Source organism: Pseudoduganella violacea (genome assembly GCF_014191875.1).
GTDB classification, from domain to species: Bacteria; Pseudomonadota; Gammaproteobacteria; order Burkholderiales; family Burkholderiaceae_D; genus Rugamonas; species Rugamonas violacea_A.
The window spans coordinates 97,277-113,793 of sequence record NZ_JACHXD010000009.1; the positions used below are offsets into that span (position 1 = coordinate 97,277).

Annotated in this window: 16 protein-coding genes; 13 read left to right on the plus strand and 3 right to left on the minus strand. The window is 62.6% G+C overall.

Annotated features, from left to right (window positions below; genetic code table 11):
- Positions 1-75 precede the first annotated feature (75 nt).
- Positions 76-1,608, minus strand: coding sequence for a threonine ammonia-lyase, biosynthetic (ilvA, locus tag FHS03_RS16480; RefSeq protein ID WP_183442011.1), 1,533 nt, complete (start codon positions 1,606-1,608; stop codon positions 76-78).
- Between the two features lie 185 nt (positions 1,609-1,793).
- Between ilvA and FHS03_RS16485 the strand changes: the two genes are divergently transcribed.
- The 4 genes from FHS03_RS16485 to FHS03_RS16500 all read left to right on the plus strand — a co-directional run bounded on the left by FHS03_RS16485 (position 1,794) and on the right by FHS03_RS16500 (position 7,410).
- A complete protein-coding gene (locus tag FHS03_RS16485) occupies positions 1,794-2,288 on the plus strand; it encodes a YqaA family protein (protein WP_183442012.1) in 495 nt (164 codons plus the stop codon).
- A gap of 219 nt (positions 2,289-2,507) precedes the next feature.
- Positions 2,508-6,518, plus strand: a complete 4,011-nt coding sequence (locus tag FHS03_RS16490) for a DUF3683 domain-containing protein (protein WP_183442013.1) — start codon at positions 2,508-2,510, stop codon at positions 6,516-6,518.
- Positions 6,515-6,967, plus strand: coding sequence for an HIT family protein (locus tag FHS03_RS16495; RefSeq protein ID WP_183442014.1), 453 nt, complete (start codon positions 6,515-6,517; stop codon positions 6,965-6,967). Before FHS03_RS16490 ends, FHS03_RS16495 begins: the two co-directional genes overlap by 4 nt.
- Before the next feature lie 20 nt (positions 6,968-6,987).
- Positions 6,988-7,410 carry a gamma-butyrobetaine hydroxylase family protein gene (locus FHS03_RS16500; protein ID WP_183442015.1) on the plus strand — a complete coding sequence of 141 codons (423 nt, stop codon included), beginning with the start codon at positions 6,988-6,990 and terminating at the stop codon, positions 7,408-7,410.
- Here FHS03_RS16500 and FHS03_RS16505 read toward each other — a convergent pair.
- The gene (locus tag FHS03_RS16505; protein ID WP_183442016.1) at positions 7,407-7,661 is read right to left on the minus strand and encodes a hypothetical protein; all 255 of its coding nucleotides are present in this window, start codon (positions 7,659-7,661) and stop codon (positions 7,407-7,409) included. The genes FHS03_RS16500 and FHS03_RS16505 overlap by 4 nt on opposite strands.
- On the minus strand, positions 7,658-8,137 hold the full coding sequence (locus FHS03_RS16510) for a PIN domain-containing protein (protein WP_183442017.1): 480 nt from the start codon (positions 8,135-8,137) through the stop codon (positions 7,658-7,660). Before FHS03_RS16510 ends, FHS03_RS16505 begins: the two co-directional genes overlap by 4 nt.
- Positions 8,138-8,244: 107 nt before the next feature.
- Here FHS03_RS16510 and ubiE point away from each other — a divergent pair, with 107 nt between their 5' ends.
- The 9 genes from ubiE (at position 8,245) to nudB (ending at position 16,509) form a co-directional block, all read left to right on the plus strand.
- Complete coding sequence (gene ubiE, locus FHS03_RS16515) at positions 8,245-8,979, plus strand: bifunctional demethylmenaquinone methyltransferase/2-methoxy-6-polyprenyl-1,4-benzoquinol methylase UbiE (RefSeq protein WP_183442018.1); 735 nt, start codon at positions 8,245-8,247, stop codon at positions 8,977-8,979.
- A gap of 8 nt (positions 8,980-8,987) precedes the next feature.
- On the plus strand, positions 8,988-9,965 hold the full coding sequence (locus FHS03_RS16520; RefSeq protein WP_183442019.1) for a Tim44 domain-containing protein: 978 nt from the start codon (positions 8,988-8,990) through the stop codon (positions 9,963-9,965).
- 111 nt (positions 9,966-10,076) lie between these two features.
- Positions 10,077-10,721 (plus strand): ubiquinone biosynthesis accessory factor UbiJ, encoded by a 645-nt coding sequence (locus tag FHS03_RS16525; RefSeq protein ID WP_183442020.1) that lies wholly within the window; start codon positions 10,077-10,079, stop codon positions 10,719-10,721.
- Positions 10,718-12,286 carry a ubiquinone biosynthesis regulatory protein kinase UbiB gene (gene ubiB / locus FHS03_RS16530; RefSeq protein ID WP_183442021.1) on the plus strand — a complete coding sequence of 523 codons (1,569 nt, stop codon included), beginning with the start codon at positions 10,718-10,720 and terminating at the stop codon, positions 12,284-12,286. Before FHS03_RS16525 ends, ubiB begins: the two co-directional genes overlap by 4 nt.
- Before the next feature lie 12 nt (positions 12,287-12,298).
- The gene (locus FHS03_RS16535) at positions 12,299-12,922 is read left to right on the plus strand and encodes a methyltransferase (protein WP_183442022.1); all 624 of its coding nucleotides are present in this window, start codon (positions 12,299-12,301) and stop codon (positions 12,920-12,922) included.
- Positions 12,923-13,242: 320 nt separating this feature from the next.
- Complete coding sequence (locus tag FHS03_RS16540; RefSeq protein ID WP_183442023.1) at positions 13,243-13,548, plus strand: FmdB family zinc ribbon protein; 306 nt, start codon at positions 13,243-13,245, stop codon at positions 13,546-13,548.
- 27 nt (positions 13,549-13,575) lie between these two features.
- On the plus strand, positions 13,576-14,163 hold the full coding sequence (locus tag FHS03_RS16545) for a DUF502 domain-containing protein (RefSeq protein WP_183442024.1): 588 nt from the start codon (positions 13,576-13,578) through the stop codon (positions 14,161-14,163).
- A 29-nt stretch (positions 14,164-14,192) separates the two neighbouring features.
- The gene (aspS, locus tag FHS03_RS16550; protein WP_183442025.1) at positions 14,193-15,998 is read left to right on the plus strand and encodes an aspartate--tRNA ligase; all 1,806 of its coding nucleotides are present in this window, start codon (positions 14,193-14,195) and stop codon (positions 15,996-15,998) included.
- Positions 15,999-16,047: 49 nt separating this feature from the next.
- Positions 16,048-16,509, plus strand: a complete 462-nt coding sequence (gene nudB / locus FHS03_RS16555) for a dihydroneopterin triphosphate diphosphatase (RefSeq protein ID WP_183442026.1) — start codon at positions 16,048-16,050, stop codon at positions 16,507-16,509.
- Positions 16,510-16,517 lie beyond the last annotated feature (8 nt).

Sequence of the window (16,517 nt, forward strand, 5' to 3'; positions counted from 1 at the left end):
GCATACAGCCGAGCCCGTGTCCACCTTGGTGCCAGGCACCAAGGTGGACACGGGCTCGGCTGTTGCGGGCGGCCGTTAGAGGAAGAGCTTGTAGACCGGGTTCTGGGTTTCGTCCCAGTAGCGGTAGCCGAGGGTGGCGAGGAATTTGTGGAACTCGCCCATCTCGTCGGACGGCACTTGCAGGCCGATCAGGATGCGGCCGACGTCGCCGCCCTGGGAGCGGTAGTGGCATAGCGAGATATTCCAGTTCGGCGCCATGCTGTCGAGGAAGCGCATCAGCGCGCCGGGACGCTCGGGGAACTCGAAGCGGTATAGCAGCTCGTCCTTGGCCAGCGCGCTCTTGCCGCCCACCAGGTGGCGCAAGTGGGCCTTGGCCAGTTCGTCATGGGTCAGGTCGAGCGTCGTGAACTGGCTATCTTCGAAGCGGCGCGCCAGGGCGCTCGATTCGTTGCGGTCGGCGATCTGCACACCGACAAACACGTGGGCCTGGTCCTGGTCGCTGATGCGGTAGTTGAACTCGGTCACATTGCGCGGCCCGACCAGGGCGCAGAAGCGTTTGAAGCTGCCGCGCTGCTCGGGCAGGGTGACGGCGAACACCGCTTCGCGCGACTCGCCCAGCTCGGCGCGTTCGGCGACAAAGCGCAGGCGGTCGAAATTCATGTTCGCGCCGCTGGCCACGGTGATCAAGGTCTGGTGCAGGACCGGGTCCTTGCTCAGCTCCGCGCGTTCGATATAGGCCTTGGCGCCGGCCACGGCCAAGGCGCCGGACGGTTCCAGGATCGAGCGCGTGTCCATGAACACGTCCTTGATGGCGGCGCAGATGGCGTCGGTGTCGACCAGGATCACATCGTCCACATACTGCTGCGCGATGCGGAAGGTTTCCTCGCCCACCAGGCGGACGGCGGTGCCGTCGGCGAACAGGCCGACGTCGGACAGGGTCAGGCGCTCGCCCGCCTTCAGGCTGCGCGCCATGGCGTCCGAATCGAGCGTTTGCACGCCGATGATCTTGATGTCGGGCCGGATCTGTTTCACATAGGCGGCGATGCCGGCGATGATGCCGCCGCCGCCGATGGGCACGAAGATGGCGTGGATCGGACCGGCGTGCTGGCGCAGGATTTCCATCGCGATCGTGCCCTGGCCGGCGATCACGTCGGGGTCGTCGAAGGGGTGGACGAAGGTCAGCTTCTGTTCTTTTTCCAGCGTCAGCGCGTGGTTGTAGGCGTCGGTATAGGATTCGCCGTGCAGCACCACTTCCACGTGGGCGCCGCCGCGCGCGCGCACCGCCTCGATCTTCAGCTGCGGCGTGGTGGCCGGCATCACGATCACGGCCGGACAGCCCATGCGCGCCGCCGACAGCGCCACGCCCTGGGCGTGGTTGCCGGCCGAGGCGCAAATGACGCCGCGCTTCAATTGCGCTTCGCTCAGATGGGCCATCTTGTTATACGCGCCGCGCACCTTGAAGCTGAACACGTCCTGCATGTCCTCGCGCTTGAAATAAATTCGGTTTTGATAGCGCTGCGATAGGGTCGGCGCCAGTTCCAGCGGAGTTTCTTGGGCCACGTCGTAGACGCGGGCGGTCAGGATTTTCTTCAGGTAGTCGATAGTCATAGTCTGCAAACAAAAAAGTCGGGCCAGGGAGGCTGGCGGGGTGCAAAGACTTGCTGTTCAACGGCGGATAACCGAAGGGAGGCTGCACGCCGGCGCGCGCGGGTATGCTGGCGCCGGACTCAGTCGTGCGATGTGCTTGGTGCGACTCATTATAATGGACAGCCTGAGCCATCCTCCAAATCTTCATGATCGAATCCGCAATTGCCTGGCTGCTGGCCCTGCTGGCCGCGCCGGAAGTGGGCCTGACCTCGGTCTTTCTCATTAGCTTCGTGTCTGCCACGCTGGTGCCGCTCGGCTCCGAGCCGGCCGTCTTCGCCGTGGTCAAGGCCAATGGCGCCATGTTCTGGCCCGCCATCGCCGTCGCCACCGTCGGCAATACCCTGGGCGGCGCGGTCGATTACTGGATGGGTTATACCGCCAAGTCGGCCTTCGCCAAGGAGCGCGAGAGCCGCTGGTTCGGCTGGCTGGCGCGTTACGGCGCCAAGACCATGCTCTTGTCCTGGCTGCCCGGCATCGGCGATCCCCTGTGCACCCTGGGCGGCTGGCTCAAGCTGCCGTTCTGGCCCGCGCTCATGTATATGGCCATCGGCAAGCTGGCGCGCTATCTGACCATGACGACCCTGCTGCTGTATGTGCCGGACGGCTTCTGGCGTTCCGTGGCGCACGTGCTGGGCGGCTGAATGCTGCAAACGCAATTTTGCCTCGGGGCGTATCGCATGAATAATCCCTGGTAAAAATCGGTGAAATGCAATAAACGTGCGCTAAACGCCACATTTTTCAAATTAATTTCGGCAAACTGACGTTAACGGAACCCTGTGATGCCTTGGGGCTGTTAGGATCTTGTGCGGCGCAATACGATAGAATGGTCTTTCTTAGCGTCAGCCACTAGTCCACGCATAATGAACGCACCAGCACAAATCCAGGCCTTGCTTGCAGAAACGCCCGATGGGCACGCCCACACGCGCTTGCGCGAAATCCCCTATAACTACACCTCGTTTTCCGACCGCGAAATCGTCATACGGCTGTTAGGGGAAGAGTCCTGGCGCCTGCTCGACGAGCTGCGCGGCGCGCGCCAGACCGGCCGTTCCGCGCGCATGCTGTACGAAGTGCTGGGCGATATCTGGGTGGTGCGCCGCAATCCCTATCTGCAGGACGATTTGCTGGACAATCCGAAGCGCCGCGCCAAATTGATCGATGCGCTGCACCACCGCCTGGCCGAAGTCGACAAGCGCCGCCTGACGGTGGACGCCACCGAGGCCGATGGCGATGCCGCCCAGCGCAGCGGCAATGTGGAAAAGCTGCTGAAGGCGGCCAGCAAGGCGGTGGCCGACTTCGGCGAAGAATTCGGCCGCATGTACGACTTGCGCAAGCGCGCCAACAAGGTGCTGGGCCGCTATACCGAGAAGCACAATATCTGCTTCGACGGCATGAAGCGCATCTCGCACGTGACCGACGCCACCGACTGGCGCGTGGAATACCCGTTCGTGGTGCTGACCCCGGACAGCGAAGAGGAGATGGCCGGCCTGGTGAAAGGCTGTATCGAGCTGGGACTGACCATTATCCCGCGCGGCGGCGGCACCGGCTATACCGGCGGCGCGATTCCCCTGACGCCGCTGTCGGCCGTCATCAATACCGAAAAGCTCCTGACCCTGGGCGCCGTGGAAATGAAGGTCTTGCCCGGCCTGGAACGCGAATACGCGACTATTTACTCCGAAGCGGGCGTGATCACCAACAAGGTGTCGGAAGCGGCCGAGAAGGCGGGCTTCGTGTTCGCCGTCGACCCGACTTCGGCCCACGCTTCCTGCATCGGCGGCAATATCGCCATGAACGCGGGCGGCAAGAAGGCCGTGCTGTGGGGCACGGCGCTGGACAATCTTGCGTCCTGGCGCATGGTCGACCCGAACGGCGACTGGCTCGAAGTCACGCGCATCGACCACAATCTGTCGAAGATCCACGATACGCCGATGGCGCGCTTCCGCCTCGAATGGACGCATCCGAACGCCAAGGGCGAAGCGAAAGGCGCGCCGTTCAAGACCGAGATCCTGGAAATCGAAGGCCGCCGCTTCCGCAAGGAAGGCCTGGGCAAAGACGTCACCGACAAATTCCTGGCCGGCCTGCCCGGCATCCAGAAGGAAGGCTGCGATGGCTTGATTACTTCGGCGCGCTGGATTCTGCACAAGATGCCCAAGCATACGCGCACCGTCTGCCTGGAATTCTTCGGCCAGGCGCGCGACGCGATTCCATCGATCGTCGAGATCAAGGATTATCTGGACGGTCTGCCAGCCCAGGGCGAGCAGTTCGCCACGCTGCGCCTGGCAGGCCTGGAACACCTGGATGAGCGCTATCTGCGCGCGGTCGGCTACGCCACCAAATCCAAGCGCGGCGTGCTGCCCAAGATGGCGCTGTTCGGCGACATCGTCGGCGACGACGAGAATGCCGTCGCCAGCGCCGCGTCGGAAGTGATCCGCCTGGCCAATACCCGCGTCGGCGAAGGCTTCGTCGCCGTCAGCCCGGAAGCGCGCAAGAAGTTCTGGCTGGACCGCGCCCGCACCGCCGCCATCGCCAAGCACACCAACGCCTTCAAGATCAATGAGGACGTGGTGATTCCGCTTAACCGCATGGGCGAATATACCGATGGCATCGAGCGCATCAACATCGAGCTGTCGATCAAGAACAAGCTGCAACTGGCGGACGCGCTGCGCGAATTTTTCGCCGCCGGCAATCTCCCGGTCGGCAAGAGCGACGATGCCAGTGACGACAAGGTGGGCGACGCCGAAATGCTGGGCGACCGTCCGCAGCAAGCAGCGGCCCTGCTGGAGCAGGTGCGCGAGCGCTGGACCTATACGCTGGAAAACCTCGATCTGCCGTTGGCGCAAGCGCGCCACAAGCTGCAGGAGCTGGGCCTGCAGGAACTGGCTCCGGCCTTCGACGAACGCCTGCAGCGCCAGCCGCAAGCCACCCTGTTCGACGTGGTGCAGGACCGCACCATCCGCGTCAGCTGGAAGCAGGAAATCCGCGCGCCGTTCCGCCAGATCTTCAACGGCGCGGCCTACAAGCTGATTCTGGACGAGGCGACGGCGGCCCACAAGCGCATCCTGCGCGGCCGCGTCTTCGTCGCCCTGCACATGCACGCGGGCGACGGCAACGTCCACACCAATCTGCCGGTGAACTCGGACCACTACGAAATGCTGCAGGACGCGCACAAGGCCGTGGCCCGCATCATGAAGCTGGCGCGTTCGCTCAACGGCGTGATCTCGGGCGAGCACGGCATCGGCATCACCAAGCTCGAATTCCTCACCGAGGAAGAGATCGGCGACTTCCGCGCCTACAAGCAGCGCGTCGATCCGGAAGGACGCTTCAACAAGGGCAAGCTGCTGAACCTGCCCGGCATGGACGCGGACCTGAGCAATGCCTACACGCCGTCCTTCGGCCTGATGGGCCACGAATCGCTGATCATGCAGCAGAGCGATATCGGCGCCATCGCCAACAGCGTCAAGGACTGCCTGCGCTGCGGCAAATGCAAACCCGTGTGCTCGACCCATGTGCCGCGCGCCAATTTGCTGTATTCGCCGCGCGACAAGATCCTGGCGACGTCGGCCCTGATCGAAGCCTTCCTCTACGAAGAACAGACGCGGCGCGGCATCTCGATCCGCCACTGGGAAGAATTCGAGGACGTGGCCGACCACTGCACGGTATGCCATAAATGCGTCACGCCTTGCCCGGTGAATATCGACTTCGGCGATGTGTCCATGAATATGCGCAATCTGCTGCGCAAGATGGGCAAGCGCAGCTTCAATCCCGGCAAGCGCGCCTCGATGTTCTTCCTGAACGCGACCGACCCGGCCACCATCAACGCCACGCGCGAAGTGATGATCGGTTGGGGCTACAAGGCGCAGCGTCTGGGCCATGACATCTTCAAGAAAGTGGCGCGCAGCCAGACCAAGGCGCCGCCGCCGACCGTCGGCAAGCCGCCCGTGCGTGAGCAGGTGATCCACTTCATCAACAAGAAGATGCCAGGCAATCTGCCGAAGAAATCGGCGCGCGCGTTGCTCGATATCGAAGACAACAAGATGATCCCGATCATCCGCGATCCGCAGAAGACCAATGCGAATACGGAAGCGGTGTTCTACTTCCCGGGCTGCGGCTCCGAGCGCCTGTTCTCGCAAGTGGGTCTGGCCACACAAGCGATGCTGTGGGAAGTGGGCGTGCAGACCGTGCTGCCGCCGGGCTATCTGTGCTGCGGCTATCCGCAGCGCGGCTCGGGCGAGTACGACAAGGCCGAGAAGATGATGACGGATAACCGCGTCCTCTTCCACCGCATGGCGAATACGCTGAACTATCTGGACATCAAGACCGTGCTGGTGTCCTGCGGCACCTGCTACGATCAGCTGGCGACTTACGAGTTCGAGAAAATCTTCCCCGGTTGCCGCATCATGGATATCCACGAATATCTGCTGGAGAAGAACGTCAAGCTGGAAGGCGTGACCGGCACGCGCTATATGTACCACGATCCTTGCCACACGCCGATGAAGATGCAGGATCCCGTGAAGACGGTGAATGCCCTGGTATCCACCGTGGACAATGTGAAGATCGAGAAGAACGACCGTTGCTGCGGCGAGTCCGGCACACTGGCCGTATCGCGTCCCGATATTTCGACCCAGGTGCGCTTCCGCAAGGAAGAAGAGATGGTCAAGGGCGCGGACAAGCTGCGCCAGGGCTTCGATGGCGATGTGAAGATCCTCACCAGCTGCCCGTCCTGCCTGCAAGGCCTGTCGCGCTATAACGATGATTCGGGCACTACGGCCGATTACATCGTGGTGGAAATCGCCAAGCACCTGCTGGGCGAGAACTGGCTGCCCGATTACGTCACGCGCGCCAATGACGGCGGCATCGAAAGGGTACTGGTATGAGCGTGAACAAGCCCTGCGATCTGTGCACCTTGCTGGCCGCCTTCGCCGGCGGCGATGACGCGTCCCTGATCTGGCGCGATGAGCGCCTGTCGGTGGTGCTGGTCGACGAGCCGGGTTATCCGGGTTATTGCCGCGTGGTGTGGAACGCCCATGTCAAGGAAATGACCGACCTCGCGCCCGAGGACCGCGAACATGTGATGCGCGCCGTGTGGCAGGTGGAATTGGCGCAGCGCGAGGTGATGGCGCCGCATAAGGTGAATGTCGCCAGTTTCGGCAATATGACCCCGCACGTGCACTGGCATGTGATCCCGCGTTACACTGACGATGCGCACTTCCCTAATCCAACCTGGGGTGCGCAGCAGCGCGAGGCACCGGTGCAGGCCGTGGTCGAGCGCAGCGCCATGCTGCCGGCTTTGCGGGCGGCGATCATTCAACGCCTGAGTGCCTGAGTTTTTGGAAGAGTTTCAGTATGCATAACCCCACCGGTCTGACCGTCCACAGCAAATCCCGCGTGCTCGAAGTGAGCTTCGACGATGGCGCCACCTTTTCGATTCCCTTCGAGCTGCTGCGCGTGTATTCGCCATCGGCCGAAGTGAAGGGCCATGGACCGGGGCAGGAAGTACTGCAAGTGGGCAAGAGCGAAGTCGGGATGACGGACCTGGAACCGGTCGGCAATTATGCCGTCAAACCCACTTTTACCGATGGGCATAACAGCGGCTTATACACCTGGGATTATCTCTACGATCTGGGCGCGCGCCAGGACCAGCATTGGGCCGCCTATCTGGTGCGCCTGCAGGCCGCCGGCTTTACCAGCGACAGCGGCCGCGCGCCTGGCGCGGTGCTGCCCGGCGCCGCCGCTGCCCAGCCGCGCGGTTGCGGCCACAAGCATTAAGCCGCGTTTTTCTTCGCTAAAAACTCTTCGTACTCGCGCTGATGGCGCTCCCAAATATAGCGGAAGATAGCCCTTGTCTGCGGGGGGAGTTGGCGAAAAGCCTCCAGATTCAGGCCTAGCGGACGGGGTTCGGAGGGCGGGTAATCCTTGCTGTCCTCAACAAATTCAGCATGCAATGCGTCCATCTCCGCCATGGTTTTCTGGTCCAGTTCGGGTATATAGATGTCTGGAGGGAAACGTGATGTATTCATGGCGGCATCTCCATTAATTGCAAAATATTCACGATTTCGGGTGCTTGCATTTCAAAGCCGCCGATAATTTGCCGCAGCAGCCGCAGGCGGTCGGCTCTCCCAATTTGGGTATAGTCCCAGGTAGCAAATAAATGAATTTCCCACCAGCTGGCACAGCTGAATTGCCTGGCAGTCTGTTTCGCCTTGGCCATTAGACAGCCGCTGAAAATTAAAAGTTCCCCCATCGTTTTGTGGTTCAGGTCTTTCGGCAGCACAGTCAGTGAGCGGGCGGCCGTCAGGCGGGCCGAGGCCAGGCGCGGGTCGCCGCGCAGGATTTCATCGATGGCGTACTCTGAAGTATAGGTAAGGGCCGGCTGCATCTGCGTGCGCCACCAGTGCCGCGTCAGCTGCTGGCAGGCGCGGGTGAGGGCGTGGCGGCTCAGGGGATCGGCGTAGTGGCAGATCACCGAATGGTCGAGATAGGCGGTGTTGTGCATGGTTTTGCCAGCTTAGAGCGGACAAGCCTGGGCCATCTTCAGGCAGATCAAGGGTTTTTCACTCTGGGCGCTTGTATAATGCAGTCAAAATTAACAGGCAGCCCACCATGACCAATACCACCCATTTCGGCTATAAAACCGTTTCCGAAGACGATAAAGTCAAGGAAGTCGCCAAGGTCTTCCACTCCGTCGCCAGCAAGTATGATGTGATGAACGACTTGATGTCGGCCGGCTTGCACCGCGTCTGGAAGGCTTTCACCATTGCCAACGCCGCCGTGCGCCCGGGCTTCAAGGTGCTCGATATCGCGGGCGGCACCGGCGATCTGGCCAAGGTATTCGCCAAGCAGGCGGGGCCGACGGGCGAGGTGTGGCTGACCGATATCAACGAATCCATGCTGCGCGTCGGCCGCGACCGCCTCTTGAATCGCGGCCAGGTCACCCCCACCTTGCTGTGTGATGCGGAAAAACTGCCCTTCCCGGACAATTACTTCGACCGGGTCAGCGTCGCCTTCGGCCTGCGCAATATGACGCACAAGGATGTGGCGCTGTCCGAAATGCGCCGCGTGCTGAAGCCGGGCGGCAAGCTGCTGGTGCTGGAATTTTCGAAAGTCGCGGCGCCGCTGCAAAAGCCGTATGATTTGTATTCGTTCTCGGTGCTGCCGTGGATGGGCCAGAAAATCGCTGGCGACGCGGAAAGCTACCGTTACCTGGCCGAGTCCATCCGCATGCACCCGGACCAGGAAACCCTCAAGACCATGATGCAGGCAGCCGGTCTTGAGCGCGTACAGTATTACAACCTGACGGCAGGTGTGGCCGCTTTACACACCGGTATCAAACTGTAGGAATAATTATGAACTTCAAGAAAATTCTGATCGGCGCCACCCTGGCCATCTCCGCGATGAGCATGATGGCTGAATTGGCAGCCCGCCCGATGGGCGGCGGTCGTTCGATCGGCCGTCAGTCGCAGAGCGTAAGCAAGATGCCGGCCCAGCCCGCGCAAGCGCCGGCAGCCCAGCGCCAAGCCACGCAGGCGCCTGCCGCCACGCCGCCGGCCGCACCGCCCGTGAAACCGCCTAGCCCATGGAAGGGTATCCTGGGCGGCGCCCTGCTGGGCCTCGGTTTGGGCGCCTTGCTGTCCCACTTCGGCCTGGGCGGCGCCCTGGCCAGCGCCATCAGCTCGATCCTGATGATCGCCCTGATCGGCGGCGTGATCTTCTTCATCGTGCGCATGATCCGCAACAAGTCGGCTGGCCCCCGTCCAGCCCCGGCTGCCTTTGGCGGCAATGGCGGTTTCGGTGGTAATAGCGGCAATGTGGGCGGCTTCGGCGCGCCGCAGGGCGGCAGCAGCACGCCGGAAATCGGCTCGCGTCTGCAGCCGGCCGCTTTCCAGCCAGCCCAGCCGGCGTTCGAACCGGCCGCCGCGCCGGCGCCCGTGCCGCACCAGCAATGGGGCGTGCCGGCCGATTTCGACCAGCCTGCTTTCTTGCGCCACGCCAAGAGCAACTTCATCCGCCTGCAAGCGGCCTGGGATAAATCCGATGTGAACGATATCCGCGAGTTCACCACGCCGGAAGTGTTCGCCGAACTGAAGATGCAGATCCAGGAACGCGGCGGCAAGGCCGATTTCACCGATGTGGTGACGATCGACGCCGAACTGCTGGGCATTGAAAACAATGGCACGGACTACCTGGCCAGCGTGAAATTCACCGGCCAGATCAAGCCGGCGCCCGATGCCCTGGCCGAGCCTTTCAACGAAGTCTGGAACCTGGTCAAGCCGGTGTCCGGTTCCGGCGGTTGGCTGCTGGGCGGTATCCAGCAGCTTGCCTGAGGCGCTGCCTTGCCTTAGTTTCCCGTCGGCCGCAGCGGCAAGCTGCGGCAAACTGGTAATATCAGGACCGCCCAGGATTTCCGGGCGGTTTTGTTTTTTGGTGTCCCGATTATGTTCACACTTCCCTTTGCACTGCCGTCCCCCGGCGCCCCGGTCGCCGCCACCGTCAACCACCTGCTGGCGCAGGAGCCCTGGGCGCGCCAGGAGTTGAAGCTGCACGCGGGCAAGGTCGCCTGCATCGCCGCCAGCCCGGCCGAGCTGCGCCTGCGCGCCACCGCCGATGGCATGGTGGAAGCCGCGCCGGCCGATGCGACGCCGGCCGTGACGATCCGTCTCAAGCTGTCCGACCTGCCGCTGATCGCGCAAAACCGCGAACGCGCGTTTTCCTATGTGCAGATCGAGGGCGACGCCGAATTCGCCAATGCGATTTCGCGCCTGAGCCAGTCGCTGCGCTGGGAGGCTGAGCATGATCTGGAAAAACTGCTGGGGCCGATCGCCGCCGTGCGTCTGGCCGCCGGCGCCCGCGCCGCCTTCGGCGCGCTGCAAAGCGGCCGGCAGAAACTGGCCGAGAACGTGGCCGAGTTCCTGGTGGAAGAAAAGCCGGTGCTGCTGCGTCCCGCCATGACCGAGGATTTCGCCGCCGGCATCAGCCGCCTGCGCGACGATGTGGAGCGCGCCGCCAAGCGCCTGGACAAGCTCGAACAAAAACTTGCCCGCCGCAGCGCGGCCCTGCAACACAAGACGGACGTTCAATGATTCTCAAATTCCTGCGGCTGCTCAAGATCCTGCGCGTCGTCGTCCAGCATGGCCTGGACGAGATCGCCATCTCCGGCTTCGACAAGCCGCGCATTTCCCGTCTGCTCGACACGGTGTTTTTCTGGCGCGACCTGTCCACGCCGCGCGGCGTGCGCCTGCGCATGGCGCTCGAAGAGCTCGGTCCGATCTTCGTTAAATTCGGCCAGGTGTTGTCCACCCGCGCCGACCTGATTCCGGCCGATATCGTGGTCGAGCTGGCGCGCCTGCAGGACCGCGTGCCGCCCTTCGATTCCGACCTGGCCATCGCCCAGATCGAACGCTCGCTGGGCGCCCATCCGGAGCAGCTGTTCGCCCGCTTCGAACGCGTGCCCGTGGCCTCGGCCTCGATCGCCCAAGTGCACTTCGCCACGCTGAAGGATGGCACGGAAGTGGCCGTCAAGGTGTTGCGTCCCGGCATGAAGCGCCTGATCGACGAGGACGTCGCGCTGATGCGCCTGGCCGCCGACTGGGTCAGCCGTCTTTGGCCCGACAGCAAGCGCTTGAAGCCGAAAGAGGTGGTGGCCGAGTTCGACAAATACCTGCACGATGAACTCGACTTGATGCGCGAGGCGGCCAACGCGAGCCAGCTGCGGCGCAACTTCGCCGAATCGCGCCTCTTGCTGGTGCCGGAAATGTACTGGGATTACTGTTCCAGCAATGTGATCGTGATGGAGCGCATGTACGGCATTCCCGTGTCGCAGATCGACCGCCTGCTGGAAGCGGGCGTGGACCTCAAAAAGCTCTCCAGCGACGGCGTGGAAATCTTCTTCACCCAGGTCTTCCGCGACGGCTTCTTCCACGCTGATATGCACCCCGGCAATATCCTGGTGTCCATCGATCCCGCCACCTTCGGCCGCTATATCGCGCTCGACTTCGGCATCGTCGGCACGCTCAACGATTACGACAAGGATTACCTGTCGCAGAACTTCCTGGCCTTCTTCCGCCGCGACTACAAACGCGTGGCCGAAGCCCATATCGAGTCCGGCTGGGCGCCCAAGGAAACCCGGATCGACGAGCTGGAAGCGGCCGTGCGCGCCTGCTGCGAGCCGATCTTCGACCGTCCGCTCAAAGACATCTCCTTCGGCCAGGTGCTGCTGCGGCTGTTCCAGACCTCGCGCCGCTTCAATGTCGAAGTCCAGCCGCAGCTGGTGCTGCTGCAAAAAACCTTGCTCAATATCGAAGGCCTGGGCCGCACCCTCGATCCCGACCTCGACCTGTGGAAGACCGCCAAACCCTATCTGGAGCGCTGGATGGGCGAGCAGGTCGGTTGGCGCGGCCTGGTCGAACGCTTGAAAGCCGAGGCGCCGCGCTACAGCCATATCCTGCCGGCGCTGCCGCGCCTGGTGCACCATGCGCTGAGCGTGGCCGGCGAGCCGGATAGGGGCCGCAACGAATTGCTGGAACAATTACTGCAAGAGCAGCGCCGCACCAACCGCATGCTCAGCTTCTTCGTTTATCTGGCCGGCGCCTTTGCCATCGGCGTGGTCGGGCTGCAAGCCTGGCTACGCTGGCACGGCGCCTACTAAGCGAGATCTGCCATGCCCGAATTCCACAGCCGTGATCCGCTCTCGCCCGCCTTCTGGGACGAGCGCTTCGAAAAAGAGTTCACGCCCTGGGACAAGGGCGGCGCGCCGGAGCGCCTGCGCCGTTTCATCGCCGGCTGGCCGGCCGCCGCCGCTGGATTGGCTCGTCTATCCGCGCCCACGGTGCTGATTCCCGGCTGCGGCTCGGCCTATGAGTTGAACCTGATGTGCGAAGCGGGCTGGGACGCCACGGCCATCGACTTCTCGCCGGCCGCTGTTGTTGCGGCGCAACAAATCGCCGGCCCCTGGCGCGCGCGCGTGCAGGAGGCCGATTTCTTTGCCTACGCGCCACCCCAGCCGCTCGACTTGATCTATGAACGCGCCTTCCTGTGCGCCATGCCGCGTGCCATGTGGCCGCGCCTGGCCCAGCGCTGGGCCGATTTGCTGGCGCCCGGCGCCGTGCTGGCCGGCTGCTTCTTTTACGATTCGAATCCCAAGGGGCCGCCGTTCGGCACCAGCCGCGAGGAGTTGCACGGTCTGCTCGCGCCTTTCTTCGATTGCACGCTGGAAGAGCCGGTCGGCGATTCCATCGCCGTCTTCGCCGGGAAGGAGTATTGGCTGGAGTGGCGGCGCCGGTAAGCGCCGCAGGCCAGCGTCAGCACGATGGTGAGGCCGACGGCCGAGGCTGGCACCGGCTGGTCGGGATTTTGCAGCAAGGGCAGGGCGGGCGCCGCGCTGGCGGGCAGGGCGGCGCAAAGCGTGAGTAAAGTGGCAAGAAGATGCTGGCTCATTATGGTTATGGCCTCGTAGTGCTGTCATTACAGCACTGAATGTTTCTTGTATCGAATAGTATTTTTCTATTGGAAACAAAATTCCCTGCCTGGACCGCCCGGAGGAGTCAACGGGCGGGAAAAAGGCTTTATAATTCAGGGTTTTTGATGATTTTTGCGGAGTAAGTAATGCCTATTTACGCTTATCGCTGCGAGGAGTGTGGCTTTGCCAAGGACGTGCTGCAAAAGATCTCCGATCCGCAGCTGACCGACTGCCCATCCTGCGGTAAATCGGCCTTTAAAAAGCAACTGACGGCAGCGGGTTTCCAGCTCAAGGGTACCGGCTGGTACGTGACCGATTTCCGTGGCGGCAGTGTGCCGGCCACCGGTGTTGCCAGCAATAACACGGCCCCCGCCAAGAGCGAGGCCGCGCCCGCGGCATCGAGCGCACCGGCCGCAGCCAGCAGTGGCGGCGGCAGCGGCGAGTCGGCCTGAGACAAGGCGCCCACCACGGTGAAAACGATGCGTAAATACTTTATTACCGGCCTGCTGATCCTGGTCCCGCTGGCGATCACGGCCTGGGTATTGAATCTGGTGATCAGCACCATGGACCAGTCCCTGCTGATCGTGCCGGAGCGCTGGCAGCCGCGCACCCTGATCGGCTTCGACATTCCCGGCCTGGGCACGATGCTGACCATCCTGATCGTGTTCCTGACCGGCTTGCTGACCAATAATCTGATCGGCAACTATGTCGTGCGCATGTGGGAAAAGCTGCTGCACCGCATTCCCGTGGTCAGCTCGCTGTACGGCAGCGTCAAGCAGGTGTCGGACACGCTGTTTTCCTCGTCCGGCAATGCCTTCCGCAAGGCCGTGCTGATTCCGTATCCGCACCAGGCGTCCTGGACCATTGCCTTCCTCACCGGCACGCCGGGCGGCGATGTGAAGAATCATCTGGTGGGCGAGTATGTGAGCGTGTACGTGCCCACCACGCCGAACCCGACCTCCGGCTTTTTCCTGATGATGAAGCGTGAAAACGTCGTCGAACTGGATATGACGGTCGATGCCGCCCTGAAGTACATCGTTTCCATGGGCGTGGTTGCGCCCGAATAAAACAATTTAACCTGAACTGAGAAATAACCATGTCTATGCGTACTCACTACTGCGGCCTCACCACCGAAGCGCTGCTGGGCCAAACTGTTAGCCTGTGCGGCTGGGTGCACCGTCGCCGCGACCACGGCGGCGTGATTTTCATCGACCTGCGCGACCGCGAAGGTCTGGTTCAGATCGTTTGCAACCCGGAACAGGCCGACGTGTTCAAGGTCGCCGAATCCGTGCGTAACGAGTACTGCCTGCGCGTGACCGGCGTGGTCAAGGACCGCCTGGCCGGCACCGTCAACGCCAACCTGAAATCGGGCAAGATCGAAGTGATCTGCTCCCAGCTCGAAGTGCTGAACGCCTCGGTGGCCGTGCCGTTCCAGCTGGACGACGACAACCTGTCCGAAACCACCCGCCTGACCCACCGCGTGCTGGACCTGCGCCGTCCGCAGATGCAGAACAATCTGCGCCTGCGCTACAAGGTGTCGATGGAAGTGCGTAAATACCTGGACAACCTGGGCTTCATCGATATCGAAACCCCGACTCTGACCAAGTCTACCCCGGAAGGCGCGCGCGACTACCTGGTGCCTTCGCGCGTGAACGCCGGCCAGTTCTTCGCCCTGCCGCAATCGCCGCAGCTGTTCAAGCAGCTGCTGATGGTGGCCAACTTCGACCGCTACTACCAGATCACCAAGTGCTTCCGCGACGAAGACCTGCGCGCCGACCGCCAGCCTGAATTCACCCAGATCGACTGCGAAACCTCCTTCCTGAACGAACAGGAAATCCGCGATCTGTTCGAAGACATGATCCGCATGGTGTTCAAGAACACCATGGACGTCGAACTGCCTAACCCGTTCCCGGTGATGGACTTCGCCACCGCCATGGGTAAATACGGTTCGGACAAGCCGGACATGCGCGTCAAGCTGGAATTCACCGAGCTGACCGACGTGATGAAGGATGTCGAGTTCAAGGTCTTCGCCGGCGCCGCCGCCATGCCTAACGGCCGTGTGGTCGGCCTGCGCGTGCCGAAAGGCGCCGACATGCCGCGTTCGGAAATCGACGCCTACACCCAGTTCGTCGCCATCTACGGCGCCAAAGGCCTGGCCTACATCAAGGTCAACGAGAAAGCCAAAGGCCGCGACGGCCTGCAATCGCCGATCGTGAAGAACATCCACGACGCGGCCCTGGCCAAGATCCTGGAACTGACCGGCGCCGAAGACGGCGACCTGATCTTCTTCGGCGCGGACAAGGCCAAGGTGGTGAACGACGCCATCGGCGCCCTGCGCGTGAAGATCGGCCACTCCGAGTTCGGCAAGAAAGCCGGCCTGTTCGACGACGTCTGGGCACCGCTGTGGGTGATCGACTTCCCGATGTTTGAATACGACGAGGAATCGGACCGCTGGACCGCGACCCACCACCCGTTCACCGCGCCGAAAGACGGCCACGAAGACATGCTGGAAACCAATCCGGGCGCCTGCGTTGCCAAGGCCTACGATATGGTGCTGAACGGCTGGGAACTGGGCGGCGGCTCGATCCGTATCCACCGCGAAGAAGTGCAATCCAAAGTCTTCCGCGCGCTGAAGATCGACGACCAGGAAGCCCGCCTGAAGTTCGGCTTCCTGCTGGACGCGCTGCAGTACGGCGCGCCGCCGCACGGTGGCCTGGCCTTCGGTCTGGACCGCATCGTGACCCTGATGACCAAGTCCGATTCGATCCGCGACGTGATCGCCTTCCCGAAAACCCAGCGCGCCCAGTGCCTGCTGACCCAGGCGCCGTCGGAAGTGGACGAGAAGCAGTTGCGCGAACTGCACATCCGCCTGCGCGCGGCTGAGCCGAAAGTGGCTGGCTAAGCGGTTTGCTCTTGGAGAAAAGGCGCTGAGGCGCCTTTTCTTTTATCGCATGAAACCCTATAAAATCCCCGAATCCGTGCTGGTGGTGATCTACACCGCCGCCCTGGACGTGCTGCTGATCGAACGCGCCGACCGCGCCGGCTACTGGCAATCCGTCACCGGTTCCAAGGACGCGGTGGACGAACCTTTGCTGGAAACCGCGACCCGCGAATTGTTCGAGGAAACCGGCATCGTCGCCGACGGCGAGCGCATCGTGCTGCGCGACTGGGGGCTGGCCAATATCTACGAAATCTATCCCGTCTGGCGCCACCGCTACGCGCCCGGCGTCACGCAGAATACCGAACATGTGTTCAGCGTCGAAGTCCCGCGCGACACGCCCATCATGCTGAGCGCGCGCGAGCACTTGCAATACGTCTGGCTGCCCTGGCTGGAAGCGGCCGACCGCTGTTTTTCGCCCTCCAACGCGGAAGCGGTGTTGCAATTGCCGCAGCAGCTGAAAAAGAGGGGATAATGCAAGTC